Below are 26,063 nucleotides of genomic sequence, written 5' to 3' on the forward strand. Positions count from 1 at the left end.
CCTTACTTACTGATAAGACGGTCGAGGGCGACAGCCGCGATAATTAATCCACCCATCACCACCAGCTGGTAGTAGGTTTGTACCTGGAGAATATTCAGCCCGTTGTTGATGGTGCCGATGATCAGGCCGCCAATCACCACTGAAAAAATGCGCCCCTTACCACCAAAGAAGCTGGTGCCGCCGATAATGGCGCTGGCAATGGCGTAGGTTTCAAAGCCCATCCCGGCCAGAGGCTCCGCGGCGCCGAGACGTGCCGTCGAGACCACTCCCGCCAGCCCGGCGCAGATGCCGGATATAATGAACACCAGCAACATATGGAACTTCACATCGATGCCAGAGTAGAAGGCGGAGTTTTTATTGCCGCCGAGGGCGTAGATATTGCGGCCCAGCCGCATCCGGGTGGTCAGGAACCAGAGAATCACGGCCACAATAAGCGAGAAGATGACCGGTACCGGGATCCCTAATACGCTGGCGGCAAAGAAATTGACGAACGCGAAAGAGAAGCCATAGACCGAGTTGGCGTCGGAGATAACCAGGGTGATGCCGCGAAAAATCGCGTTGGTACCGAGGGTAATAATGAACGGGTGTAGGCCGGTCCAGTTGACCAGGCAGCCGTTAATCGCGCCTAGCGCGCCGCCGACCAGCACCCCGCCAATCAGCGCAGCGAGGAACGGATCGACGCCTGCCAGCATGAGTTTGGCGGTTACCATGCCAGAAAGCGCCAGAATCGCCCCTACGGACAGGTCGATGCCTGCTACCAGAATAGCGAAGAATTCTCCCATTCCGATGAGCACCGTCACCGAGCTCTGAACAAATATTTGCGTGATGTTATTGGTCGTCAGAAAGTATTCCGACGACAGCGAGCCGAAAATCGCGACAATAATCGCGAGGATAAAAAAGGTGCCGTATTTATCCCAGAATAGTGCGAAGTTGAACGGCTTTTTGCCATCGGACTCCCTTTTTAATCTTGCGGCAGTGCCCATACCATAATCTCCTCTTCGCTCATGTCGTCGCGATTGGTCAGAATTTGCGTCAGCCGCCCTTCGCAGAACACGGCGATGCGGTCACAGACGGCGATAATTTCAGGAAGCTCGGATGACACCATCAGAATGACTTTTCCGTCATCCGCCAACTGGCGCATCACTTTATAAATTTCGGCTTTCGCACCGACGTCGATTCCGCGCGTCGGTTCATCGAAAATAATGACGTCGGGGTTGCAGCATAACCATTTGGATATCAGGACCTTTTGTTGGTTACCGCCGGAAAGTTCGGTGATGCTCTGATCGACAGAATGGCACTTCAGCGCCAGTAATTTGCGCTGTGCCTCCGCCGTTTTACGCTCGTTCTCTTCATGGAGAAGCCCCATCGCCCCTTTATAGCCGCCGTGTTTCAGGCTCAGGCTGACAGCCATGTTTTGCGCTATAGAGAAATTGCCGAAGAAACCGTTGTCCCGGCGACTCTCCGTGATGTAGCCCATTCCTTTTTTTAAGGCATCTAGCGGCGAGCGTGGGGTAATAGTTTTACCGTTGAGGATGATTTCGCCGCTGCTCCGCTTATCAACACCAAACAGACAATCCATCAGTTCGGTACGCCCGGAGCCCACCAGACCGGCAAAGCCGAGAATTTCACCGCGATTGACGCTAAAGGAGATATCGCGGACCTTTTTCTTATCCCGGCTGGTGACATTTTTTACCTCAAATACCGTTTCGCGCGCGATGTTGCCGCTGTTCTCTTTCATCGCGTTAAAGCGGTTTTGCAACTCACGGCCGACCATCAGACGTACGATATCGTCGTTATTGACCTCGCTGACCATGCCACTGCATACGCTGCTACCGTCCTTCATCACCGTGTAGCGGTCGCAGATCCGGCGTATCTCCGCCAGCTTGTGCGAGATATAGACGATGGCGGTCCCCTCTTTACGCAGCTGGTTCATGATCAGGAACAGGTAATCCACCTCTTTGTTGGTCAGCGAAGAGGTGGGTTCATCCATGATCAGTACTTTGGCATCGAGCATCAGTGTCTTAGCGATTTCCAGCATCTGTTTATGGCTGATCGACAGATTCGCAACTTTCTCGTCTAAATCGACCTTTAATCCGATGCGTAGCAGCATCATTGCCGCTCTGATGCGCATCTCTTTCCAGTCGATAATATTGACGCCGCAGATTTTTTTCGTCAGATGGCGGCCGATATATAAATTTTCCATTACGGTTAATTCATCAATGACGCTGAGCTCTTGATAGATAATGCCGATGCCGAGTCTGGCCGCTAATTTATGGTCGAGCTTGTCATAATTAACATTATTAACCGTGATGGTGCCTTTGGTCGGTTCATGTATTCCTGATAAAACTTTCATTAACGTTGATTTACCCGCACCGTTTTCCCCGAGTAATGCATGTATTTCGTGCGGGTAAACGGTTAAATCGACCGATTTTAATGCGTGAACCGGACCAAAGGATTTGCCGATCCCCGCCATTGAAATATATGGCGTGAGCATAATAACTCCTTACTTATTTTTACCCTCCTGAGGTCAGGAGGGTAAGGGGAGAGCATCGGACTCGTTTCTGGAAAATTATTTTGTGACCAGAACAGAATCCACCAGTTTGAATTCTGGTGTTTTATCCAGTGGAATCACTTTGCCGGTTTTTTCAGCATCAACCATCATCTTCAGTCCCGTCGCGCCGATATTGCCAGGATTTTGCGCAATCGTTGCGGTCATCTGACCGGCTTCAACCATTTTACGCGCTTCAGGGATACCGTCAGTGCCGACCACCAGAACCGTTTGGCTTTTACCGGCGTTGGCTACGGCCTGGGCAACGCCCATTGCCATTGTGTCATTCGCACAGTAAAAGGCTTTCAGGTTAGGGTTTCGCTGTAGCACGTTAGTGGCAACATCAAGCGCCTTAATGCGATCCCAGTCGGCTGGTTGGCTGGCAACAAGCTTGATCTGACTGGTTTTTTTGAATGCCTCCGTTGCACCGTTACGACGGGCTTCGCCTGACGCGTTACCCGCTTTTCCTTCGATGATGGCAACATCGCCGCCCTCAGCACCCAGTTTCTCGATAATAAAATCGGCCCCTTTTGCCCCCACCGCGACGTTGTCCGTGGTGACGAAACCTTCAACGTTACCGCCCGCTTTCTTCAGGTTATCCATATCGATTTTTTCATCGAGATTGACCAGATAAATCCCTTTCTTCCAGGCTTTCGCCACGGGTATCACCAGGTTGACCGACGAGAGAGGCGCGAAAGCGATGCCTTTATAGTTCTTATTGCTTAAGTCTTCGAATAGCTGCAGTTGTGATTGAAAATCCCCTTCCGAAGGCGAGGCAAAAATATCAACGCTGACTCCCAGCGTTTTGGCCTCATCTTCAATACCTTTTTTCATATCAACCCAGAAAGGATTTGATAATGTTTTTAATACCACCGCGTAATCGGCCGCGGCAAAAGCGCTGGTAGATAACATTACGCCCATAGCCGCGCCGCTGAAAATTTTCAGGTATTTATTCATGACAGTATTCTCGGTGTAGGATACAGTAATATTGATCCCACCGTGGTGGGATCGGCGTTTATTATTTACTTCAGCGCTCCTGGTGAAAAGAAATCAACAATGGCGCCGGTTTTTTGCATGTTTAAAGTGGCCTGTTCAATATTTTGTTGGGCTACCGAAACGAAGAAAGCATCTAATAAGGTAAGTTGTAAAATACGCGCTGAGGCGTTTCTCCCTAATAAAGGAGTTTCTGGTGCTGGCGAGCAAATAATAAAATCAGCTAATTTAGCAATCGGTGAATGGTAGCTATGAGTAATACAAATAATTTTAGCACCGTTCTTCTTGGCCAACTCTACTGCCGATTTAATATCGCTGGTGCGCCCGGAATGAGTGACGACCAGCACGACGTCGCCTTTTTTCAACAACGAGGCTGACATCATCATGATATGTGCATCCGGATATGTCTGGCAGCGCACGCCAATGCGTAAAAACTTATGCTGTACATCGGCGCAGATAGCATTTGATCCACCGGCACCGTACAGATCGCGCTGGTTGGCCTGGGCGAAGAAACGTGCCGCGCGATGAATTTCATCGACATTAACGATCGACTGACCTTCCATAATGGTACGCAGGGTAATGTTAAAAACCTTATTCACCACGTCCTGAGGTGCTTCATCAAAGGAGAGCTCTGCCGGAAGGACCTGTTCAGATTGCGAAAAATACTCCACCAGGGCGCTACGCAGGTTACGAAAACCGCTAAAACCGAGCAGTTTGGAGACCTTAACGATCATCGCTTCGGAAACCGACAGCGCTTCCGCCACATCTTTAATGGCGGGAGCGTCGCTCAGATTGCCGGGTTTAAGCAACCATTCGACGATTCGGCTCTCGTTTTCGGTCATTCCTTCCTGCTTCATGCGTAGCCAGGGGGCGAGGCCGATACCGTTGGGGAGCGAACTGGATTCTGACTGACTCATCGCTTTCTCTTGTCCATAAAGTGAAGACGTCACTATATCACCACAGGCAAAACAGAAAAGATACAATCAAATTCACAAAAATATTAATTTTATAAAGTTTTATCTTTTATAAAGTTTTGAGTTTGGCTATTTTTAAATAACTCTTTATAAAACAATTGTTTTTATCTTTTTTTCGTAAAATTTAAAACGATAGGTAACATGAGGTGTCCCTTTTTCTTGCTTGATTTGTGAATTTTAGCGAGGTAGAAATGGCACGTCAGACCGGGTTCAGGCCGATTTCCTGGTCGGTTATTCCGGTTTAAATCACAACTTTATCGATATTCGTAAAGTAAAAACAGGCGAGGTTAAGTATGAAAAGGATTGCAATTGGCTGTGATCACGTCGGGTTTATTCTTAAAAATGATATTGTGGCGCATCTCCGACTGCGGGGGATCGAGGTGCTGGATAAGGGAACATGGTCACCTGAGCGTACCGATTATCCCCGTTATGCCAGCGCTGTCGCGCAGGCCATTCTGACAGGCGAAGCTGAGGGTGGGATCCTGATCTGCGGTACCGGTGTCGGGATCTCCATAACCGCCAATAAATACCCCGGCATTCGCGCGGTGGTGTGCAGTGAACCCTATTCGGCCCAGCTATCGCGGCAACATAATAATACCAATGTGTTGGCCTTCGGCGCGCGCGTGGTAGGTCTTGAGCTGGCAAAAATGATTGTCGATGTCTGGTTGGGGAGCGATTATGAAGGTGGACGTCATCAGACGCGAATTGATGCAATTACCGCGCTTGAACAGTCGCGGATTTGAGATTCCTCCGCTACTCGCCGTGACGACCGTTGATTAACGTAGGGTCAGCCCCCTGAAGAGACTGGCTCTATGAAACGTTACTTTACCGCTTTAATCTTCTGCACGCTGTCGCTGAGCAGTCAGCTGGCGCGCGCTGATATTATTGATGACGCAATCGGTAATATTCAGCAGGCGATTAATGATGCCTATAACCCCGGCGATAGCCGCCCTGATGACGAAGACCGCTATGATGATGGACGTTACCAGGATAGCCGTCAGCATAGCGCCGATCGCCGACGGCAATACGACGATCGGCAGCGACAGATAGAAGATCGTCGCCGTCAGCTCGACGATCGCCAGCGCCAGTTGGATCAGGATCGGCGGCAGCTGGAGGACGACCAGCGACGACTGGATGACGACGATTAACCGTGCTGTCGTTCATCGCCGTGGTGACGCGACGCAGGCCGGGTCAAAGATTAATCCAGCACGATCTCCATGCCGTCATAGCCGGCCTCAAACCCCGGCGGCAGCGGATGGTCCATCAGCCACAGATCAAACTGATGGCTGATATGGGTCAGAATGACCCGCGGGCAGGCCAGTACCTGGTTAATGGCGCGTACCGTATTCAAATCGCAGTGGTTGCGCGAGGGCTGCGGGCGTGGCTCATGGCTGCAGTCGATCACGATCGCCTGCGGCTGGTTATTCAGTAAGAATTTGAGCGTCTTTTCCGGTAATCCGGCGGTATCCGACAGCCAGGCCACCCGGCTGTGCGCCGACTCCAGCAGATAGCCGTACGTCAGCTTCGAGTGATTCAGCGGCAGCGGCGTCACCCGCAATCCCTGGAGTTCAAACACCACAAACGGCTCAACGGTATGGCTGAAGTCCAGCAGGCCGGGGTGTTTAAACAGGTCATCGCAGCCTTCGGGATCCGGCGGGCCAAACACCGGGATCGGCGCGCTGACGCCCCAGCGCAGCGGGAATAATCCCTGAACATGATCCATATGATAGTGGGTAAGTAAAAACTGCTGAAAATGGCCGGCAGGCCAGCGATCCATCAAATCGGGCAGCCCGGCATCCAGCAGTGTGACGGCGTGATTGAAGGTCACGACCGCGCTACAGGGGCGGCGGCGATGAGCCTCATCGCTGCGCGCACGCTGACAGGCCGCGCAGTCGCAGCCGAAAACCGGAACCAGCTGGGCGCCGCCGGTGCCGGTTAAGCGAATAGTCAGGCTCATACTTCCTCCTCACAGCGCTTTTTTAAAACGCAGATGGCTTTGCGTATACCCTTCCCGGAGATAAAAACGGTGGGCGTCGAGGCGGCTTTTCCCGCTGGAGAGCTCCACCATTTGCGCGCCCTGTTTGCGGGCTTCCTGCTCCGCCCACGCCAGCAGCGCCTGGCCGATGTGCAGGCCGCGCCTCTGCGGCAGCACCACCAGTTCCTGCACTTCCCCGATCCAGGCGTTGAAATTAAGCGGGAACTGCAACTGTAGTCCAATCAGTCCGACCGTCTCTCCTTCCACCAGCGCCAGCTGATAGCGCAGGGTGGGATTTTGCAGGTTCATGGCAAACCCGGCGGCGAAATGGCGGCGATCGTACGCTTTCTGCTTAAGTTCGCAAATTAACGCATAGACGGCATCGACGTCGTCCAGGGTCGGAGCGCGGAGTTCACAGGCAGGCATGCTGATTCTCTTGTCGGGCGGAGTGGCGGCGCAGCAGCGTGAAGAACTGCTCGACGGATTGTCCGAGGCTACCGTTGTTGTTCAGGGTCAGGCAGTCGGTGGGGGTATAGCGCGCCGCGCGTTCCAGGCGCAGGGCGATTTCCGTTTCGCTCTCTCGTCCGCGCTGCTCCAGGCGCTGGCGCAGCACCTCCGGCGTGACCTGCAGGCAGATGGGCAGGAGCGCGTCCGCATAGCGCGCTCGCGCCTGCGGCAGATGGGCGCGAGAACCATTGGCCACCACGTCAAAACCGGCGTGCAGCCACAGGTCAATTTCGATGCCAATTCCGTAGTAATTGTTATTGGCATGCCAGCTCAGGGCAAACAGCTGGCGCTCGGCGCGGTTGAAAAACTCCTGCTTGCTGAGGGCAATATGATTCTCGCTGCCGGCGTTGAACGGGCGCGTGATATAGCGATGCGCCACCAGCAATTGCGTATTTTCGCGCTGGCGTAAGGCCGCCAGCAGGCTGTCTTTTCCGGAACCGGAGGCACCCACCAGCCAAATCAATTTTCCGCTCATCAGAAGACCCTCTTTCCTTGACGCCAGACGTGGTCAATATGGACATGTTCGCCGCGACGGTGCGCCAGCACCATATCGGCACGTTTACCTTCCGCAATCCTCCCGCGGTCGTCTAACCCCAGCGCCTGGGCCGGATTTTTGCTGACCAGACAAATGGCCTGCGCCAGCGTGAAGGCGTTGTTGTCGTCGTCCGCAATGCGGAATGCCGCATCCAGCAGGCTGGCGGGATAGTAGTCTGACGACAAAATATCAAGCAGGTTGCTGGCTGCCAGCTGGTGGGCGGCGACGTTGCCGGAGTGCGAACCGCCGCGCACGATATTGGGGGCACCCATCAGCACGTTCATACCGTGCTGACGTGAAGCCTCTGCCGCGGCTAATGTGGTAGGAAATTCGGCGATCACGCTGCCAAGTTGATGTGATTCGACAACATGCTCGGGCGTTGCGTCATCATGGCTGGCGAGCGCGATATTGCGCTCGCGGCATATTGCCGCAATGGTTTGACGATTCGGCTGTGACCAGGTCGCTGCCAGCGCCATCTGCTCTTCTTCGAAGCGATCCATCTCTTCGTTGGTCAGGTGGTATTTTCCCTGATAGTAATCGCGGTACTTGCGACGATCGGCGTACTGGCGCTGGCCTGGGGAGTGATCCATTAAGGAGACCATGCTCACCGGATCGCGGCCAACCAGTTTTTCAAACAGCGGCAGCGTGGTGTGGTGTGGCAGCTCGCAGCGCAGGTGCAGGCGGTGTTCGGCACGATTAAGCCCACGTTTTTGTGTCTCTTCGACGGCGTTGATCATCTTTTCCAGATTTTCCAGCCTATCGCCGCCGTCGCGGACGTCGCCAATGGCGACCGCATCCAGTACGGTGGTGATGCCGCTGGCGACCATCAGCGCATCGTGGCTGCTCATCGCCGAATGAGCGGGCCAGTCGACTTTCGGGCGCGGAGTAAAGAATTTGTCCAGATTATCGGTATGCAGCTCAATCAGCCCGGGCAGCAGCCAGCCACCTTCACCGTCGAGCGCCTGCGGCAGCTGGCTCTGACTTTCGGCAAAGGCGTAAATTCTGCCCTCCTGTACTTCCAGCGAACCGTGTACCACTTCGTCTTCGAGAACCAGGTTTACATTGTTGATAATCATGCTGTTATTCCCATCGGGTGCAGTCGGTCGGCGACCTGATTGCGGACCGTTTCATCATGGAAAATGCCGACGATAGCCGCGCCGCGCGCTTTGGCTTCATTAATCAGTTCCACTACGGCGGCGCTGTTTATGGCGTCCAGCGAGGCGGTTGGTTCATCAAGCAATAAGATCGGGTAGTCCACCGCGAAACCGCGGGCGATATTGACCCGCTGCTGTTCCCCGCCGGAAAAGGTGGATGGCGCCAGATGCCATAATCGTTGCGGAACGTTAAGGCGCGTCAGCAGACGGGCAGCCCGCGAAGCGCAGGTATCGCGCGGGATACCGAGGTCGAGCAGCGGTTGCATCACCACTTCGAGGGCGGAAATCCTCGGGATCACCCGCAGGAACTGGCTGACCCAGCCGATGGTGCGCTTGCGGACTTCCAGCACTTTACGCGGCGAGGCGTTGACCAGATCAACCCATTCGTCGCCGTGGCGGATATGGATATGACCGGTGTCCGGCAGGTAGTTGGCATACAGCGAACGCAGCAGGGTGGATTTGCCGCTGCCGGAATGGCCGTGCAGCACCACGCACTCACCATTGCTGACCTCCAGAGAGGCATTCTGCAGCACCGGCAGGCGCACGCCGTTTTGCTGGTGGAGTACAAAGGTCTTACTGACATTTTCAACGTGAATCATTATGGCCTCGTGGTTTGGGCGCCGGGTGGCGGCTTCGCCTTACCCGGCCTACAGGTGCTGTGTTCGAACGTGACTCATCTGGCTTCGTGGTCCTGACGCCGGGTGGCGGCTTCGCCTTACCCGGCCTACAGGTGCTGTGTTCGAACGTGACTCATCTGGCTTCGTGGTCCGGGCGCCGGGTGGCGGCTTCGCCTTACCCGGCCGACAGTGCTGTGTCCGAACGTGACTCATCTGGCTTCGTGGTCCTGGCACCGGGTGGCGGCTTCGCCTTACCCGGCCGACGGTGCTGTGTTCGAACGTGACTCATTTGGCCTTGTTGCCCTGGCGCCGGGTGGCGGCTTCGCCTTACCCGGCCGACAGTGCTGTGTCCGAACGCGACTCATCTGGCTTCGTGGTCCTGACGCCGGGTGGCGGCTTCGCCTTACCCGGCCTACGGTGCTGTGTTCGAACGTGACTCATCTGGCTTCGTGGTCCGGGCGCCGGGTGGCGGCGTTGCCTTACCCGGCCTACGGTGCTGTGTTCGAACGTGACTCATCTGGCCTCGTGGTTTGGGCGCCGGGTAGCGGCTTCGCCTTACCCGGCCTACGGTGCTGTGTTCGAACGCGACTCATCTGGCCTCGTGGCCCTGACGCCGGGTGGCGGCTTCGCCTTACCCGGCCGACGGTGCTGTGTTCGAACGCGACTCATCTGGCCTTGTGGTCCGGGCGCCGGGTGGCGGCGTTGCTTTACCTGGCATACTGACTCTGTGTTCGTAGGCCGGGTAAGCGCAGCGCCACCCGGCGACAGCAACCTCAGTTCTGCAATACCGACGACACCAGCAGCTGGGTATACGGATGATGAGGATCGTCCAGCACCCGGTCGGTTAAACCGCTTTCCACCACCTGACCTTGTTTCATAACCAGCAGACGGTGAGCCAGCAGGCGCGCCACGCCGAGATCGTGGGTGACTATCACCACGGCCAGATTCAGCTCCATCACCAGACCGCGCAGCAGGTCGAGCAGACGCGCCTGCACCGAAACATCCAGACCGCCGGTCGGCTCGTCCATAAACACCAGCTTCGGCTGGGTCACAAGGTTGCGGGCGATTTGCAAGCGCTGCTGCATGCCGCCGGAAAAGGTGGTGGGCAGATCGTCAATACGCGACGGTGGAATTTCGACATCGTTCAACCACTGTTCGGCGGTCGCGCGGATATTTCCGTAGTGGCGTGCGCCGGTGGCCATCAGACGCTCACCGATATTGCCGCCCGCCGATACCTGACGGCGCAGGCCATCCATCGGATGCTGATGCACCACGCCCCATTCGGTGCGCAGCAGGCGGCGGCGGTCCGCTTCACTCATCGCATACAGCGAGCGGTTTTCATACCGCACTTCACCTTCCTGCGGCGTCAGTCGCGCCGAGAGGGCTTTCAGCAGGGTGGTTTTCCCCGAACCGGACTCGCCCACGATGCCCAGCACTTCACCGGGCCACAGTTCAAAAGAGACGTCGCTGAAGCCTTTGCCCGGCGCATAAAGATGGGTCAGATGATTGACCGCGAGTAACGGATGGCTCATTTGTTCAGCGCCTCGCTCTGTTGGCGGCAATAGTCGGTATCGGAGCAGACAAACATCCGTTTGCCGCTGTCATCCAGCACCACTTCATCAAGGTAGCTGTGGCGGGACCCGCAAATGGCGCAGGGTTCATCCCACTCCTGGACGGTAAACGGGTGGTCGTCGAAATCGAGGCTCTCCACCGGGGTAAACGGCGGCACCGCGTAAATGCGCTTTTCCCGTCCGGCGCCGAACAGCTGCAGCGCGGGCATCATGTGCATTTTCGGGTTATCGAATTTCGGGATGGGTGACGGGTCCATCACATAGCGGCCGTTCACTTTTACCGGGTAGGCATAGGTGGTGGCGATATGGCCGAAGCGGGCAATATCTTCATACAGCTTCACCTGCATCACGCCGTACTCTTCCAGCGCATGCATGGTACGGGTTTCGGTCTCGCGCGGCTCAATAAAGCGCAGCGGCTCCGGGATCGGTACCTGGAAGATCAGGATCTGATCTTCGCTGAGCGGCGTCTCCGGGATCCGGTGACGGGTCTGGATCAGCGTGGCATCGCAGGTCGCCTCGGTGGTCGCGACGCCGGTGACGCGCTTAAAAAACTGCCGTATCGACACCGCATTGGTGGTGTCATCGGCGCCCTGGTCGATCACCTTCAGCACGTCATGCTCGCCGATGATACTGGCGGTCAGCTGAATACCGCCGGTTCCCCAGCCGTAGGGCATCGGCATCTCGCGGCCGCCGAACGGCACCTGATAGCCGGGAATCGCCACCGCTTTGAGAATGGCCCGGCGGATCATGCGCTTGGTCTGCTCATCAAGATAAGCAAAGTTGTAGCCAGTGAGTGGGTTAACCACGTTCGTTCTCCCGTTGCAGGCGTTTCAGCAGCGCCAGTTCGGCCTGGAAATCGACATAGTGGGGCAGTTTGAGATGCGAGACGAAACCGGCCGCCTCGACGTTATCGGCGTGGGCGAGGACAAACTCTTCATCCTGCGCCGGCCCGGCTATCTCTTCGCCGTAATCCGGCGCCTGTAGCGCACGGTCGACCAGTGCCATCGCCATCGCCTTACGCTCGCTCATGCCGAAGACCAGGCCATAGCCGCGCGTAAAGTGCGGCGGTTCGCTTTCCGGCGCCACGAAACCGTTGACCATCTCGCATTCGGTCATCAGCAGTTCGCCGATATTGACCGCAAAACCCAGCTCTTCGGGGACGATCTCGATGGCGACGTAGCCGCTGCGAATTTCACCGGCGAAAGGATGGTTGCGACCGTAACCGCGCTGGGTGGAGTAGGCCAGCGCCAGCAGATAGCCTTCATCGCCGCGCACCAGCTGCTGCAGGCGTGACGAACGTGAGCAGGGATAGACCGGCGGCGCGCGGGTGATGTCGTCGGGCCGGGCGTGGGACTCCTGTTCCGCTTTCGCCAGCCCCTGCTGCACCAGCAGGTTAAAAACGTGCGGTGTGGCTTCCGGCGGCCGTTCGGCGGTGTGCAGCGGCGGTGTTTCGCCGTTGGCCAGCAGGGTGAAATCAAGCAGGCGGTGGGTGTAATCGTAGGTCGGGCCGAGCATCTGGCCGCCGGGAATATCTTTATAGACCGCCGAAATACGGCGTTCCAGGCGCATGCTGGCGGTATCGACAGGCTCGCTCACCGCCAGCCGCTGCAGGGTGGTGCGATACGCACGCAGTAAAAAAATGGCTTCGACGTTGTCGCCGCTGGCCTGTTTGAGCGCCAGCGCCGCCAGTTCACGGTCGGCGATGCCGCCTTCGGTCATGACCCGATCGACCGCAAGGTTTAACTGCTGGGTAATCTGTTCAATGCTCAGTTCTGGAAGCCGTCCGTCGCCTCGTCGCTTATGTTCCTGTAAGGCGTGAGCGGCGGTTATCGCCTTCTCTCCGCCTTTGACGGCCACGTACATTAGCAAACCTCCACGTGAGTAGTGCGCGGGATAGCCAGCAGGCGCTCGCCGCAGGTGAGGATCAGGTCAATGCCCAGCGGGAACGGGTGCGGGCGTTCGGTCAGCTCATCAATGATGCAATCCGGTAGCTGCGGGGCGATCATGCGCTCTTCGGCAATGCCGGCGCCGGTCAGACGCAGCATGCGTCCGCCGCTGAGGCTGGCGAGCTGGACAATCAGCGTGACGCCGGTTTCCGGGGCGGCAATGGTTCCGGCGGAAAGAACGTTAAGCTGCTCCGAGCTGATGCGTCCGTCGGTGACGGCGAATACCGCCTGCTGCGGCAGTTCCACCAGCGGCGCGCCGGTATGGAAACGTAAGTTCTGGCCGACGAGATCGTTATGCAGCGCTGCGGAAAGCCAGACCGGCGTTTCGTGGTCCGCCAGCGTCAGCAGGAGGCTGGTGGAGGCGATATTCAACGGCTGCCAGCCGTGCTGGAGCTGCTGGAGCGCAACAATGACGCCCGGCTCGCTCATGGCTTTTAACAGGCGACGAAAACTGTGCTGGGCATCCTGCACCGGTAGGGTAAAAGCGGTTTGTAAGGTCATGCGTTATCTCCGCGAACCAGAGTAAAGAAGTCTACCCGGCTGGCGTTGACTTCGGCGCGTCGGGCTTCAATGCGCGCGCTTCGTTGTGCTTCCAGCGGGGTAATCAGGGTTTCCATTAAGGTGTGAAAATGGTGGGGCGATTGCATCAGCGCGTCGATGGTGGCGCAGCGTTCTGCATGCGGACGATCGCGGCCCAGTATCCAGCTGTAGCCGATCGTGCCGTCAGGCAGGCGAATGGCGGCGCGGGTCAGCGTCGCGTCTCCGGCGAAGAAACGGTCGCCAATCCCGCCCATCCGTGCCTGGAGCTGTACCAGGCCGGTTTCCGGGGTGCGGATCAGTTCATATTCCGGCGCCAGCTGCAGGGTCTGCATCCGCGCCAGCAGTTCCTCGGGTTCACTGTGGGCCAGCACGGACATCCAGCGCTGGCGGGTTGCGGTATCAAAGTGCATTCAGTGCTCCATGGTGAATTCAATCATGTCCGCCCGGGTCAGGCTGACGGAGTACTCCGTAGCCTGCGGTTCACCCGTACGGTGGTTCAGGGTTCTCACGCACAGCAGCGGCGCCATGTTGGGGATCCCGAGAATATTGCTCTCTTTCGCCTGGGCGCGACGGGCGCTGATTTTGGTGCGCGCGCGGGTTAGTTCGACATCCAGCTGTTGGCGCAGGAAATCGTGCAGTGAGCCCTGGGTGAAGGTTTGCAGCGCCGGCCAGAAGCGCAGGTCGGTGAAGTAGTGGTCGATCAAACACAGCGCGACGCCGTTGACGCGGCGCAGGGTGCGGAGGTGAATGACGTTCTCGCCTTCATTAATGCCAAAGGCTTCGGCGACGTGGCTGCTGGCCGGGCGCAGTACCGACAGCAGCTTTTCGCTGGTCGGGTGGCTGCCCTGATCGAGCAGGTTCTGGCTGAAGCGCGCCTGGGCATTGAGCGGATAGTCGATTGGGCGCATCAGCACCAGCACGCCAACCCCCTGACGACGCTGGACCCAGCCGCGTTCGACCAGCTGATCGATAGCCCGACGCAGGGTATGGCGGTTGACTTCAAAGCGTGTGGCCAGCTGTTGTTCAGCCGGGAGGTAGTCGCCACAGCGGTAGTGATGGCGGAGTTCCTGCTCAAGTCTGGCGGCGATTTCCTGATACCGGGTAGGATAACTGGTCGGATGTCTGGATAAGTGCATGTCAGTCGAGCCTCACTAAGCAGAAGAAGGGATTTCCCTCTGAGAGTGGCCCGATCCTGACGCGTTTTTGTTACATTCCGGTTAACACGCAATGACCGGAGGATGAAGAGTTGGTGCCAGCTGAGTGACAGGGCGGGAGAGCCCGCCCGAAGGGAGAAGCTTTAAGCTTGTTTGACGACGTTCACCATCCACGGGACGCCAAAGCGGTCGATAGTTTTACCAAAGCCGTGGGCCCAGAAGGTTTCCTGCCAGGCCATCTCGACGCTCCCGCCGTCGGCGAGACTATCGAACCAGCGCTTGCCCTCGGCCAGGTCCTGGGTATCGAGTACCAGGGTAAAGCCGGCGTAGCGATCGGTTTTGTCGCCCGGGCTGTCGCCGAGCATGAGTTCGCTGCCCGCGACGCGCAGGCTGGCGTGAGCGATACAGTCCGCGGATAAATGCTGGCCGGAAGGGCAGCCATCCTCGGCATCCTGCGCACTCTGCGGCATTTCGCCGTAGGTGATTTGGTGGATCAGCTCGGCGCCCAGCGTTTGCTGGTAGAACGCTATCGCCGCCGCGCAGTTGCCGCTAAAGGTGATGTAAGGACTTAAGGGCATAACCATTACCTCAGGTAACGAAGACCCATTAAGTGTAGAAGGTGATGAGCCATCCAGACCAGGCGGCAGAGTCGGGTCTGGAGGCGGCGGCACGCGGGAAATAATCAGGCGGTGCGGCGGAAATATATCCGTTCATTTATCCCGGCGACCGTTTCAGTCGCGGGGAAATAAATCCCCGGTGACGGGGAAATAGAATTAGTTCTTTTTGACGAACTCGGATTTCAACTTCATCGGACCAAAACCATCAATTTTACAGTCGATGTTATGATCGCCTTCCACCAGTCGGATATTCTTCACTTTGGTACCTATTTTCAGCATCGAAGAGCTGCCTTTTACCTTCAGATCTTTAATGACGGTCACGCTGTCGCCATCGGCAAGTAAATTGCCGTTAGCATCTTTTACCACCAGGGCGTCATTATCATCAGTTGGCTCGGCATTGTTCCATTCATGGGCGCATTCCGGGCAGATAAACATGCCGTTATCTTCATAGGTGTACTCAGACTGGCATTTCGGGCAGTGTGGGAGTTGCATGACGTTCCTCATGATTACAGGGAAAAACAGGACGTTGGTCCATTAAACGTTGGCTGATAGCCGAAAGTGTGCGTGATTATAGCGTATTCCCGCATTTTTGTCGGGACTTTTTTTATGATAATAGGGCGGAGAAAAAAATTATATTTCGCAACAGGTGCACTACGATATTTCGTAGGGGGACATGTCGGCATGGCCGAGGAAATAAATCACGCTGTTGTCATAATTATGGAACTTATTAATATTATTTGGCTCTGTTATATGGCGGCGTTTTTTTTGTGAAGTTGATCCCGAATTTAAACGCTGTTAGGGTAAAAAAGAGGAGTGCGTAAATTCAGCAGAGTTATGCGTAACGCCATTAACTGACTACTGCCAGAGCAGGCGTCAACAGGTTCGGTTGTACAGACTGTCAGCAGACAGTGCAGGCAAACCTGCTACGCTTGAGAAGAGGAGCACAGCGATTCGCCGCTCCCAACGCACAACGCCGACGGCTTTGCCGTGTGGCGATGATTTGTGTGCTCACGGCGAAGCTTTAGAGGAAAAATATGCTTAAAAGGAAAAAAATAAAGCCAATCACTCTGCGTGATGTCACCATCATTGACGATGGTAAGCTGAAAAAGGCTATCACCGCAGCATCGCTGGGTAATGCGATGGAGTGGTTCGATTTTGGTGTGTATGGTTTTGTGGCGTATGCCTTAGGTAAAGTCTTCTTCCCCGATGCCGATCCCAGCGTGCAGATGATTGCCGCGTTAGGGACATTCTCCGTTCCGTTCCTGATCCGTCCGCTGGGCGGTCTGTTCTTCGGTATGCTGGGCGATAAGTATGGTCGGCAAAAGATACTGGCCATGACGATTGTCATCATGTCGATCAGTACCTTCTGTATCGGTCTGATTCCGTCCTACGCCTCGATTGGTATCTGGGCGCCGATTCTGCTGCTGCTGTGTAAAATGGCGCAGGGCTTCTCGGTGGGCGGCGAGTATACCGGCGCGTCAATCTTCGTCGCTGAATACTCTCCAGACCGTAAGCGCGGCTTTATGGGCAGCTGGCTGGACTTTGGTTCGATCGCCGGCTTTGTGATGGGTGCCGGCGTGGTGGTGCTGATTTCCAGCGTGGTGGGGGAAGAGAACTTCCTCGACTGGGGATGGCGTTTACCGTTCTTCCTGGCGCTGCCGTTAGGGCTGATTGGTCTCTATCTTCGCCATGCGCTGGAAGAGACTCCGGCGTTCCAGCAGCACGTCGATACTATGGAGCAGGGCGATCGTGAAGGGTTACAGGAAGGGCCGAAAGTCTCCTTTAAAGAGATTGCGACGAAACACTGGCGCAGCCTGCTGACCTGTATCGGCCTGGTGATTTCCACCAACGTGACCTACTACATGTTGCTCACCTACATGCCGAGCTATCTGTCGCATAACCTGCACTACTCGGAAGATCACGGGGTGCTGATTATTATTGCGATCATGGTCGGTATGCTGTTCGTTCAGCCGATTATCGGGATGCTCAGCGACCGCTTCGGCCGTCGTCCGTTTATTCTGATCGGTAGCGTGGCGCTGTTTACCCTGTCGATCCCGGCCTTTATCATGATTAACAGCAACATTATCGGCCTGATTTTCGCGGGTCTGCTGCTGCTGGCGGTGGTGCTCAACTGCTTCATCGGGGTGATGGCGTCCTCGCTGCCGGCGATGTTCCCGACCCATATTCGCTTTAGTGCCCTGGCCAGCGCCTTCAACATCTCGGTGCTGATTGCCGGTCTGACGCCAACCCTGGCGGCCTGGCTGGTGGAAAGTACGCAGAACCTGATGATGCCGGCTTACTACCTGATGGTGATTGCGGTCATCGGCCTGATCACCGGCGTGTCGATGAAGGAGACGGCGAATCGTCCGCTGAAAGGTGCGACGCCTGCGGCATCGGATATTCAGGAAGCGAAAGAGATCCTTGGCGAGCACTACGATAACATCGAAAACAAAATCGAAGATATCGATCAGGAAATCGCCGATTTGCAGGAAAAACGCTCTCGTCTGGTGCAGCAGCACCCGCGTATTAACGAGTAATCCGTACCTGCATTAAACGCTGCCGCCGCGGGCTTCCCCGGCGGCATTTTTTATGCCCGTTTATGCGCCGGTGGACGATTTGATTACCCGCCACGGCGGCTGGCTGCCGGGGGCATCGTTAGTCGGTTCTGTATGAGACCGGGGCGGATTTCTGTCGGACGGTTGCCCGGCCGACAGATTTTACGCCATCAAAAGATTGCCGCTCTTTTGTCGGCCCGCACAGAAGCGCGCACTTTGCTACAGGCTTAGCTATGCGTCAGAAAGCGGGCCAGCTGTTGCTGCAACAGCCGGTTTTCGCGGGTCAGCCGCGCATTTTCATCCAGCAGCGTTAACGCCACCGCGATACCCGGCCAGTCCAGCTCCAGCTCCCGACGCAGGCGCATCGCGCGGTGGACTATCATCATCGCGCTGTCATCGAACAACCAAACCTCGGTCAGCGGCTGGCGCGGCTCAATCACGCCCAGGCCGACGATTTCCCGCAGATCTTCTTCGGAAACGCCGGTATGCAGACAAAACTCGGTCATCGTAAACGTCACTGCCATTTTCGCCATTATGCTTTCCCCCATGCTTGACGCGGCTCGAAGCCAGCCTCTGCATCGGCCAGCTGTTGCCAGAGCGCGCTGGCTTTCTCATTCGGTTTGGGCGGCATGACGATTTTAATCACGGCATATAAATCGCCGGTGGCCGTTTTGCCAGCCAGCCCTTTCCCTTTAATACGTAAACGCTGCCCCGCCTGGCTACCCGGCGGGATGGTCAGCAGAATGCTCTCTTTGAGCGTCGGGATGGTCACTTTGGCGCCAAGCGCCGCTTCCCACGGTGCGAGCGGCAGAACGATTTCCAGGTTATGGCCCACAATATCGAACAGCGGGTGCGGAGCAATGTGGATAACCAGCCACAGGTCGCCGTTTGGTCCGCCGTTTTCTCCCGGCGTTCCCTGACCTTTGAGGCGGATGCGCTGCCCGTCGCTGACGCCAGCGGGGATTTTCACATTCAGGGTCTTCGGCGTTTCGCTTTCGACCATTCCGAAGACGTTATAGACCGGCAGTTTGTAGCTGATGGTGCGCATCTGCTCGGCCAGAGTCTCTTCAAGGAACACCGCGACTTCAATTTCTAAATCATGGCCGCGCGCGGCATGCTGGCGGCGGGACTGGTGCGCCTGCTGGCCAAACATCGACGAGAAGATGTCGTCAAAATCCTGCTGGCTGTAGCTTTGTTCGTGGGCGTGCTGTTGACGGTTAAACTGCGGGTCGTTGCGATGCTGCCAGAGCTGGTCATACTCGGCGCGGCGCTGTTCATCTTTCAGAACTTCCCAGGCTTCGGCGAGATCTTTAAATTGCGCTTCGGCATCGGTTTCTTTGCTGACATCGGGGTGATATTTACGAGCCAGGCGGCGGTAGGCGGTCTTAATTGTTTTTAGATCGTCTGTTGGCTTAACCCCTAGAATGGCATAATAATCCTTTAATTCCATGGCGTTATCTCATTTGACTTACTACGGTGGTCACGACTTTCAGTCATAAGCTTAGGGCAAATGAGGGCGGGTGGGGAAGGAATCTGGCGGAAACTTGACGCCGTCGGGATTGACGGCGTCTGGCGGCGGGCGCTTACCTGGCCGGTCGCGCCCGGCCGCTGCGGCGAAGTCCTTCCAGCAGCACCAGCGCCGCGCCGAGAGCGCCAGCAATAAGCGGTAGCGCATCGGGTGCCTGCGGAAACAGGCGAACGATAGTGGGGTCCGTCACCCACATCGCGCCAGCTATCCAGCCGATAAGGGCGCCTCCCAGCAGGATAACGACCGGGAAGCGGTTAAGGATCGCCAGCACCAGTTTACTGCCGACCACGATGATTGGGATGCTGATCAAGACACCCAGAGCGACCAGCAGCAGGTGGCCTTTGCCGGCGGCGGCGACCGCCAGCACGTTATCCATCGACATAATGACATCGGCCACCGTGATGGTGACGGCAGTCCGCCACAGACTGCCTGAGCTGCCAATCTCTTCATCTTCATCCTGACGGGCAACCAGCTTGATACCGATCCATAGCAGCAGGAGCGCCCCGACAATTTTCAGCCACGGCAGAGAGAGCAGGTAGACGGCGATGGCCAGCAACAGAACGCGGGCCAGGATGGCGCCGAAGGTGCCAATAACAATCGCCTTTGTACGCTGCTGGGGCGGCAGCTTGCGGCACGCCATGGCGATCACCACCGCATTATCGCCGCCCAGCAACAGGTCGATTGCGATGATTTGTAGCAAAATAACAACAACATCCCACTGATTGAATAGCTCGTTCATGCCTGACTCATACCATGTAAAAAAAGGTTCCCTCAAGGGAAAACCGCAGCAAGCGTACCCCTGTTCTGACGTATTGACCACCGCCCGGAAAAAGAGCGCGGGAGTTGCCCAGGCGTGATTTTGAAAAATAAAGTTACGAATCAATGCATCGTGCCGGGATGATTCACCGGAAAAGGATGGTACTTTGTTTTGTCACACCCACCTGCCGTTTACTCATCGCAAGGATTATCCTCATGGCTGGTACGAAAAAAATATTGACTGGCGCGTTGCTGGGCGTCTCGCTGCTTCCGGTTTTGGCCATTGCCGCACAGGCGCCCGCAGCAACCTTTACCCCGGAGCAGGAAGCCCGCATTGGCAAAATTGCCGCGGATTATTTAGTCGCACATCCTGAGGTGCTGCTCCAGGCGAGTCAGAAGCTTCAGCAGATTCAGCAAGAACAGCAGGCGAGCGCGGCCACTCAGGCCGTGATTAAAAACCAGGCTGCGCTGACCCAGGATAAAAATACCCCAACCTACGGACCGGCGAATGGCAAGGTGACCGTGATCGAATTCTTTGATTATCAGTGTATTTACTGTAGCCGCCTGGCGCCGGTAATGGAGCAGGTGATTAAAGAAAATCCGCAGACCCGGTTTGCGTTTAAAGAGTGGCCCATTTTCGGCAGTCGCTGGGAGGCTTCGCTGACGGCGGCGAAGACCGGCCTGCAAATTTATCAGCAGAAGGGTGCAGAAGCTTATCTGACCTACCATAACGGGATTTATGCCACCGGGCGTAACGAAGGGAAGCTGACGGCTGCGGATGTGCAGCAGCAGGCGAAGAAAGTGAATTTCGACGCCGGGAAAGCGCCGGATGTTGAGGCGGTCCTCGAGAGCACCAACCAGCTGGCGCAGGAGATTGGCTTAAGCGGAACGCCGGGGGTGATCGTGATGCCGACTACCGGCGCCACCGAAGCCACGATTACCGTTTTCCCGGGGCTTGCGGATAAAGACTCGTTGGATGCGGCGATTAAGAAGGCCGGCGGCTGATAATCGAGCGTCCGCCTGGCGGCGGGCGCTTCTTGTTAGCGTTGGCAGCAGCGCGGCCATGACACTTGGCATCTCGCGCCCCTGGATCAGCACGCACTCAATACAGGCGTTGGCGATCGCCGAAGCCAGCTTCTCCGCATTGGGTTCAGTGTTGCGCAGTATTTCATCCATTCGCGCCGTCTGGCGCTGGTTCTGGTCTTTCCCGTTTACTGGTGGTCGATGTCTGGTCTGCTAAAAGGCTGGAGCGATCGGGTGTTTTCCAGCGGTTGGGTCTATGAGGAGACCGCCGATGGCAAGGTGCTGAAGAAGCTGGGTCGTCTGCGGGTAAATCTGGTTGCGTTAGGCGCAGCGAGCCAGAAAACGTATGATAAGCATGGTTTAGCGATGCTTTTAATGCGCAAATTGTCCACGGGATTTTTGATTACTGCGGGGCTGCGGTAGCCAGTTCAAACCTGCTGCTGTCGCCTGAGCTGGAAACTGCGGAAGCCCATCTGGAGGCCGGGCGCCAGCCTGGCAGGGCGATGTCTGGCTGATGCGCATGTCGCGAGCTAATTGCGATGCGCAGTTTCAAACGAAATGCTTCTGGCGACATTTTTGGTGTTAGCGAGACGTGCCGTATTGTATAATCATTCAATTCCCCCTTTGGAAAACAATGATGAATAAATTACAGCGTTTCGAAAGTCTTGGCGATAATTGTGAGTTTGCTTTCTTTCTAAGAGAGTCAGGTTATGATGAAGGAAGCTTGTTTCGCTGGACATTAATAAAAAACTATCATGCTCTTCTAAAGTTAATAGAATCTGATTTTGCAGATTTTTATATTTATGAAAACTTGACACCTTCCTGGCAGGATATGGTGCTTGACCAAAAACATGACCTTTGTTTTCATACTGAAATGTATAGTGACAATATAAATGATTGCTGGTCCTGGCGTTATTCTGAGCAGGAAAATAATCTTATTTATAAAAAAGAAATGGATAAGATTAAATATTTAACTGACAAGTTCAGAAAAAGCCTTGCTGATGAAAATAAAATTTTTGTCGTAAAAAGTAATGGCAATAATCTTGATGATATTGCATTGGCACTATCAAAGGAGTTTAAGAAACATGGTAACAGTAAAATACTGTACGTGAAAAGTGATGCGGATAGTTCAAAGGTCGGTGAAATCACTAAAGTCACTGATAACTTTTTTACTGCGGTAATCGATAGATTTGCAGACTATAGTCGTGCGAATGAGTACTCGCGTGAAGGCTGGCAGGCAATAATTAATAATGCTGTAGCAGTTATGTGATTTTCAGGCAGCGTATTATTATACGCTGCCTTTTTCAACTTGTCGTAATAAAGCATGTTTTTGGATAATGATTCAAAAGTGAATAATTATAAACAGCTTCATTTTTGTAGTATGAGTTAGGATAGAAGTTTACTTCTTTACCAAGCAGAGATGCTAAAATTGCCACATGCAGTCTGTCGGTGTTGACAATTTTATACTCTTCAAGAAAATTTATCATGCAACGGGTAGAGTTGCGCGCCAGAAATTCATTATCCCAATAGTCGCCGTTCCAGGTGAGCGAAATATCATGGTTGTTTTCTTTATAGTCTCCAGTTAGCGATTCGGAGTCCGTTCTGAAGCAATTGGCCTGTTTTTTATAGACAGGTTTAAGTGACAGGTATTTACTAAGATCGAGATAAAATGCCATATCATCAGTAATGAATACGTTCTTGTTTGTTTCGTAGTTGAGAGATTTAATATAATCGAAAGTGGTATTTTCTCGGCAAAAAACAACTAGCTTATCAATGTTGCTGGTGAATAAATCGCTATACCCTCTGATTGTCGACGGCATGATTATTACTTTATGAAATTTTTTAATATTATTGTGGATAAAGTCACGACCTTCAGAATACAATCCTTCTATCAAGTTTCCTCCGCCGCCAAAAATTAAAATATCAGTATCAGAGTTGTAGTGCTCGTCATCTCTGTAAGGGACATAGGTAAGAGCATTTCGTTCGAAAAAATCATACGTCGCAGATGCAATCACGCCATCACCAGCATTACCAGGGTTTGCCTTATAGACAAATCGATGAGATGGATGATAGGATTTTAGAAATAAATCAAATTTTAACTCTGCATTGGCCATTTTTTATCCTGTTTAACAGAAGCTACCGATTGCTATCTTATACTACTTCAACTCACTCATTATTATAGAAAAGTCTAGGTTACTAAGGAAAGATTACAATGAAGAAAGTTCTTATAATGACGCCGGACATTGAGGGGCCTGTCCGTAACGGCGGCATTGGTACTGCTTTCACTGCCCTTGCCACTACTTTGGCAAAAAAGGGGTATGATGTCGATGTATTGTATACATGTGGTGACTATTCGGAATCATCTGTATCAAAATTTAGCGACTGGTCACGTATTTATAGTACCTTTGGTATCAATCTGCTAAGCACCGGGCTGGTAAAAGAGATTAATATTGATGCGCCTTATTTTAGAAGGAAAAGCTATTCAATTTTGCTATGGTTGAAAGAAAATAATATCTATGACACTGTTATTTCTTGTGAATGGCAGGCAGATCTTTATTACACTTTATTAAGTAAAAAGAATGGTACTGATTTTGAAAACACGAAGTTCATTGTAAATACTCACAGCTCAACGTTATGGGCTGATGAAGGTAATTACCAACTCCCATATGATCAGAATCATCTTGAACTCTATTATATGGAGAAAATGGTGGTTGAGATGGCGGATGAAGTTGTTAGTCCGTCTCAGTATTTAATTGACTGGATGTTGAGTAAGCACTGGAATGTACCTGAAGAACGCCATGTCATTTTAAATTGTGAGCCATTTCAAGGGTTTGAAACAAGAAGCGATGTTATAGTTAAAACAAATGAAAAACCAGCTTCTGGCGTTGAGCTTGTATTTTTCGGCCGGCTTGAAACCCGTAAAGGGCTTGATATATTCCTCCGCGCATTAAGAAAACTATCTGACGAAGATAAAGAGACCGTCTCTGGTGTAACCTTCCTCGGAAAAAATGTCACTATGGGGAAAACTGATTCATTTACCTATATTATGAATCAGACTAAAAATTTGGGACTCGCAGTTAATATCATCAGCGATTATGATCGTACCAATGCCAACGAATATATAAAAAGAAAAAATGTATTAGTCATCATCCCATCGCTTGTAGAAAACTCACCCTATACCGTTTATGAATGCTTGATTAATAACGTTAATTTCCTCGCCTCAAACGTTGGCGGAATTCCAGAGCTTATTCCGCAGGAACATCATGCGGAGGTTCTGTTTACTCCTACACCTGTCGATTTATACGGTAAAATTCACTATCGGTTAAAAAATATAAATATCAAACCAGGGCTTGTTGAATCACAAGAAAATATTAAAGAAGCCTGGTTTGCCGCAGTTGAACGAAAAAACAACTGCGTATTCAAGAAAATCGATGAAGCTAACAGCCCATTAGTTAGCGTGTGTATCACTCACTTCGAACGTCACCATTTGCTCCAGCAAGCACTCGCCTCAATAAAATCTCAGACGTACCAAAATATTGAGGTTATCCTGGTCGATGATGGAAGTACGGCAGAAGAGTCTCATCGTTATTTGAATCTCATCGAGAATGACTTTAACTCACGAGGCTGGAAAATCGTCCGTAGTTCTAATAACTATCTGGGCGCTGCAAGGAATTTGGCTGCGCGACACGCCTCCGGCGAATATCTGATGTTTATGGATGATGATAATGTCGCTAAGCCTTTTGAGGTGGAAACGTTTGTTACGGCAGCATTAAACTCCGGGGCCGATGTGTTAACCACACCAAGCGATCTTATTTTTGGTGAGGAGTTCCCTTCTCCGTTCCGTAAAATGACGCACTGCTGGCTTCCGTTAGGACCTGATTTAAATATCGCCAGCTTTAGTAACTGCTTTGGCGATGCTAATGCGCTGATCAGAAAAGAAGTTTTCGAAAAAGTGGGTGGATTTACTGAGGATTACGGTTTAGGTCATGAAGACTGGGAGTTTTTTGCCAAAGTATCGTTACAGGGATATAAATTGCAAGTCGTCCCGGAGCCTCTATTTTGGTATAGAGTTGCAAACTCCGGCATGTTGTTAAGTGGAAATAAGAGTAAAAACAACTACCGTAGTTTCCGTCCATTTATGGATGAGAATGTTAAATATAACTATGCAATGGGGTTGATGCCTTCCTACCTCGAAAAGATTCATGAGCTTGAGAGCGAAGTGAGTCGGTTGCGCAGCATTAATGGCAGTCATTCAGTCAGTAATGAGTTACAGCTTTTAAATAATAAGGTTGATGGTCTTATTTCTCAGCAGAGAGATGGTTGGGCCCATGACCGCTTTAATGCTCTGTATGAAGCAATTCATGTCCAGGGCGCAAGACGAGGCACCAGTCTGGTTCGCCGGGTGGCCCGGAAAGTGAAGTCAATGTTAAAATAAAATAATTCGCGGGGCCTGAAAGGGCTCCGCGAAAATAATGTTAACTTTCAGCGAATTTTAATTATTCAGGAGCAATAGATTCACCTCCTGATATCAGAATGTTTTTTATCCCGTCATTTATGTTGGATTGCCAACAAGCAGAATATTTATTCTGGCGTTGAAACGCTGCTTTCAGACTGTGCTACCCGTCATCAGTGAGAGTGGGACCTCAGAGAGTAAGTTTTAAACTCTAAAATGAAAGCTATCGCTACGGTGACGAACTCTATCAGGTGTCGCTTATCATATGCCGCAGTCGCGGATTTCTAAGCGGGAACTGGCGATAAGAGGGCGCTCTGACGCTACGGGCAGTGTGAAGGGAGGTAGTCTGAGATGGTAACGTGCTGATTGCCGGCAATGGCGAGATAGCGCAACTTTGTACGCCGTGCAAAAAGTGGGAAAAGTCTGTGGAAGAGTTCTGTATCGCGCGCTGGCCCCGAAGGGGTGAGCGGCTTGCCGCGAATAATCGAACGAAGTTCGATGGAGAGTCCGTACTGTAGAAAGCAAAAAACCAGCCCGTAGGCTGGTTTCTTTAAATAGTGGTGCCCGGACTCGGACTAACGCCGCAGGCGTTGAACAGCGCGCTTGTCGCGCTGGCC

At 53.6% G+C, this 26,063-nt stretch carries 27 protein-coding genes and 2 pseudogenes; 7 read left to right on the plus strand and 22 right to left on the minus strand.

What is annotated here, in order from left to right; genetic code table 11:
* Window positions 1-2: 2 nt before the first annotated feature.
* The 4 genes from alsC to FNY10_RS16045 all read right to left on the minus strand — a co-directional run bounded on the left by alsC (window position 3) and on the right by FNY10_RS16045 (window position 4,458).
* A complete protein-coding gene (gene alsC, locus FNY10_RS16030; RefSeq protein ID WP_160702531.1) occupies window positions 3-983 on the minus strand; it encodes a D-allose ABC transporter permease in 981 nt (326 codons plus the stop codon).
* Window positions 962-2,494, minus strand: a complete 1,533-nt coding sequence (gene alsA / locus FNY10_RS16035; RefSeq protein WP_160702529.1) for a D-allose ABC transporter ATP-binding protein AlsA — start codon at window positions 2,492-2,494, stop codon at window positions 962-964. Before alsA ends, alsC begins: the two co-directional genes overlap by 22 nt.
* 75 nt (window positions 2,495-2,569) lie before the next feature.
* Window positions 2,570-3,505: a D-allose transporter substrate-binding protein gene (gene alsB / locus FNY10_RS16040; RefSeq protein WP_160702527.1), complete on the minus strand. Its 936-nt coding sequence runs from the start codon at window positions 3,503-3,505 to the stop codon at window positions 2,570-2,572.
* Between the two features lie 65 nt (window positions 3,506-3,570).
* A complete protein-coding gene (locus FNY10_RS16045; protein WP_004856567.1) occupies window positions 3,571-4,458 on the minus strand; it encodes a MurR/RpiR family transcriptional regulator in 888 nt (295 codons plus the stop codon).
* A gap of 350 nt (window positions 4,459-4,808) precedes the next feature.
* Here FNY10_RS16045 and rpiB point away from each other — a divergent pair, with 350 nt between their 5' ends.
* Together rpiB and yjdP are read left to right on the plus strand one after the other, a co-directional pair.
* The gene (gene rpiB, locus FNY10_RS16050; protein ID WP_131049892.1) at window positions 4,809-5,258 is read left to right on the plus strand and encodes a bifunctional allose-6-phosphate isomerase/ribose-5-phosphate isomerase RpiB; all 450 of its coding nucleotides are present in this window, start codon (window positions 4,809-4,811) and stop codon (window positions 5,256-5,258) included.
* Between the two features lie 69 nt (window positions 5,259-5,327).
* The gene (yjdP, locus tag FNY10_RS16055) at window positions 5,328-5,663 is read left to right on the plus strand and encodes a DDRRRQL repeat protein YjdP (RefSeq protein WP_141965553.1); all 336 of its coding nucleotides are present in this window, start codon (window positions 5,328-5,330) and stop codon (window positions 5,661-5,663) included.
* A gap of 50 nt (window positions 5,664-5,713) precedes the next feature.
* Here yjdP and phnP read toward each other — a convergent pair whose 3' ends face one another.
* From phnP to FNY10_RS16120, 13 genes are all read right to left on the minus strand, one after another.
* Window positions 5,714-6,472 (minus strand): phosphonate metabolism protein PhnP, encoded by a 759-nt coding sequence (phnP, locus tag FNY10_RS16060; protein ID WP_160702525.1) that lies wholly within the window; start codon window positions 6,470-6,472, stop codon window positions 5,714-5,716.
* 9 nt (window positions 6,473-6,481) lie between these two features.
* Window positions 6,482-6,916, minus strand: a complete 435-nt coding sequence (gene phnO, locus FNY10_RS16065) for an aminoalkylphosphonate N-acetyltransferase (protein ID WP_160702524.1) — start codon at window positions 6,914-6,916, stop codon at window positions 6,482-6,484.
* Window positions 6,903-7,472 (minus strand): ribose 1,5-bisphosphokinase, encoded by a 570-nt coding sequence (phnN, locus tag FNY10_RS16070; RefSeq protein ID WP_141965548.1) that lies wholly within the window; start codon window positions 7,470-7,472, stop codon window positions 6,903-6,905. Before phnN ends, phnO begins: the two co-directional genes overlap by 14 nt.
* Window positions 7,472-8,608 carry an alpha-D-ribose 1-methylphosphonate 5-triphosphate diphosphatase gene (gene phnM, locus FNY10_RS16075; protein ID WP_160702523.1) on the minus strand — a complete coding sequence of 379 codons (1,137 nt, stop codon included), beginning with the start codon at window positions 8,606-8,608 and terminating at the stop codon, window positions 7,472-7,474. The genes phnN and phnM overlap by 1 nt, the downstream gene beginning before the upstream one ends.
* On the minus strand, window positions 8,605-9,285 hold the full coding sequence (gene phnL / locus FNY10_RS16080) for a phosphonate C-P lyase system protein PhnL (RefSeq protein WP_100686569.1): 681 nt from the start codon (window positions 9,283-9,285) through the stop codon (window positions 8,605-8,607). Before phnL ends, phnM begins: the two co-directional genes overlap by 4 nt.
* 791 nt (window positions 9,286-10,076) lie before the next feature.
* On the minus strand, window positions 10,077-10,835 hold the full coding sequence (gene phnK, locus FNY10_RS16085; RefSeq protein ID WP_100686272.1) for a phosphonate C-P lyase system protein PhnK: 759 nt from the start codon (window positions 10,833-10,835) through the stop codon (window positions 10,077-10,079).
* Window positions 10,832-11,680 (minus strand): alpha-D-ribose 1-methylphosphonate 5-phosphate C-P-lyase PhnJ, encoded by an 849-nt coding sequence (locus FNY10_RS16090; RefSeq protein ID WP_100686273.1) that lies wholly within the window; start codon window positions 11,678-11,680, stop codon window positions 10,832-10,834. The genes phnK and FNY10_RS16090 overlap by 4 nt, the downstream gene beginning before the upstream one ends.
* Window positions 11,673-12,737: a carbon-phosphorus lyase complex subunit PhnI gene (locus FNY10_RS16095; protein ID WP_100686274.1), complete on the minus strand. Its 1,065-nt coding sequence runs from the start codon at window positions 12,735-12,737 to the stop codon at window positions 11,673-11,675. Before FNY10_RS16095 ends, FNY10_RS16090 begins: the two co-directional genes overlap by 8 nt.
* On the minus strand, window positions 12,737-13,321 hold the full coding sequence (phnH, locus tag FNY10_RS16100; protein WP_100686275.1) for a phosphonate C-P lyase system protein PhnH: 585 nt from the start codon (window positions 13,319-13,321) through the stop codon (window positions 12,737-12,739). Before phnH ends, FNY10_RS16095 begins: the two co-directional genes overlap by 1 nt.
* Window positions 13,318-13,770 (minus strand): phosphonate C-P lyase system protein PhnG, encoded by a 453-nt coding sequence (phnG, locus tag FNY10_RS16105; RefSeq protein WP_100686276.1) that lies wholly within the window; start codon window positions 13,768-13,770, stop codon window positions 13,318-13,320. Before phnG ends, phnH begins: the two co-directional genes overlap by 4 nt.
* The gene (gene phnF / locus FNY10_RS16110) at window positions 13,771-14,496 is read right to left on the minus strand and encodes a phosphonate metabolism transcriptional regulator PhnF (protein WP_131049899.1); all 726 of its coding nucleotides are present in this window, start codon (window positions 14,494-14,496) and stop codon (window positions 13,771-13,773) included.
* Window positions 14,497-14,657: 161 nt separating this feature from the next.
* Window positions 14,658-15,092, minus strand: coding sequence for a VOC family metalloprotein YjdN (yjdN, locus tag FNY10_RS16115; protein ID WP_160702522.1), 435 nt, complete (start codon window positions 15,090-15,092; stop codon window positions 14,658-14,660).
* Between the two features lie 195 nt (window positions 15,093-15,287).
* Window positions 15,288-15,623: a zinc ribbon domain-containing protein YjdM gene (locus tag FNY10_RS16120; RefSeq protein ID WP_100686279.1), complete on the minus strand. Its 336-nt coding sequence runs from the start codon at window positions 15,621-15,623 to the stop codon at window positions 15,288-15,290.
* Window positions 15,624-16,165: 542 nt separating this feature from the next.
* On the opposite strand from FNY10_RS16120, the gene proP reads away from it, so the two are divergent.
* Complete coding sequence (proP, locus tag FNY10_RS16125) at window positions 16,166-17,668, plus strand: glycine betaine/L-proline transporter ProP (protein WP_131049901.1); 1,503 nt, start codon at window positions 16,166-16,168, stop codon at window positions 17,666-17,668.
* 245 nt (window positions 17,669-17,913) lie between these two features.
* On the opposite strand, the gene cbpM is transcribed toward proP, so the two are convergent.
* From cbpM to FNY10_RS16140, 3 genes are all read right to left on the minus strand, one after another.
* On the minus strand, window positions 17,914-18,219 hold the full coding sequence (gene cbpM, locus FNY10_RS16130) for a chaperone modulator CbpM (protein WP_131049902.1): 306 nt from the start codon (window positions 18,217-18,219) through the stop codon (window positions 17,914-17,916).
* The gene (gene cbpA, locus FNY10_RS16135; protein WP_131049903.1) at window positions 18,219-19,136 is read right to left on the minus strand and encodes a curved DNA-binding protein; all 918 of its coding nucleotides are present in this window, start codon (window positions 19,134-19,136) and stop codon (window positions 18,219-18,221) included. The genes cbpM and cbpA overlap by 1 nt, the downstream gene beginning before the upstream one ends.
* A gap of 133 nt (window positions 19,137-19,269) precedes the next feature.
* A complete protein-coding gene (locus tag FNY10_RS16140) occupies window positions 19,270-19,953 on the minus strand; it encodes a TerC family protein (RefSeq protein WP_100686284.1) in 684 nt (227 codons plus the stop codon).
* Between the two features lie 233 nt (window positions 19,954-20,186).
* On the opposite strand from FNY10_RS16140, the gene FNY10_RS16145 reads away from it, so the two are divergent.
* On the plus strand, window positions 20,187-20,975 hold the full coding sequence (locus FNY10_RS16145; RefSeq protein ID WP_131049905.1) for a DsbA family protein: 789 nt from the start codon (window positions 20,187-20,189) through the stop codon (window positions 20,973-20,975).
* A gap of 39 nt (window positions 20,976-21,014) precedes the next feature.
* Here the strand turns inward: FNY10_RS16145 and FNY10_RS27030 are convergent.
* Window positions 21,015-21,176 (minus strand): annotated as a pseudogene (locus FNY10_RS27030) (TetR/AcrR family transcriptional regulator); the annotation flags it as partial.
* Here FNY10_RS27030 and FNY10_RS16155 point away from each other — a divergent pair.
* Together FNY10_RS16155 and FNY10_RS27035 are read left to right on the plus strand one after the other, a co-directional pair.
* Window positions 21,159-21,508, plus strand: a pseudogene (locus FNY10_RS16155) (NAD(P)H-dependent oxidoreductase); the annotation flags it as partial. The pseudogenes FNY10_RS27030 and FNY10_RS16155 sit on opposite strands and share 18 nt — an antisense overlap.
* Window positions 21,509-21,627: 119 nt before the next feature.
* Window positions 21,628-22,263 carry a hypothetical protein gene (locus tag FNY10_RS27035; RefSeq protein ID WP_227699444.1) on the plus strand — a complete coding sequence of 212 codons (636 nt, stop codon included), beginning with the start codon at window positions 21,628-21,630 and terminating at the stop codon, window positions 22,261-22,263.
* 34 nt (window positions 22,264-22,297) lie between these two features.
* Here the strand turns inward: FNY10_RS27035 and FNY10_RS16165 are convergent, their stop codons facing one another.
* Window positions 22,298-23,107: a polysaccharide pyruvyl transferase family protein gene (locus tag FNY10_RS16165; RefSeq protein WP_131049906.1), complete on the minus strand. Its 810-nt coding sequence runs from the start codon at window positions 23,105-23,107 to the stop codon at window positions 22,298-22,300.
* Between the two features lie 98 nt (window positions 23,108-23,205).
* On the opposite strand from FNY10_RS16165, the gene FNY10_RS16170 reads away from it, so the two are divergent.
* Window positions 23,206-25,428 (plus strand): glycosyltransferase, encoded by a 2,223-nt coding sequence (locus tag FNY10_RS16170; protein ID WP_160702521.1) that lies wholly within the window; start codon window positions 23,206-23,208, stop codon window positions 25,426-25,428.
* Window positions 25,429-26,063: the final 635 nt, after the last annotated feature.

The organism is Klebsiella sp. Lac1, assembly GCF_009825425.1.
GTDB classification, from domain to species: domain Bacteria; phylum Pseudomonadota; class Gammaproteobacteria; order Enterobacterales; family Enterobacteriaceae; genus Klebsiella; species Klebsiella electrica.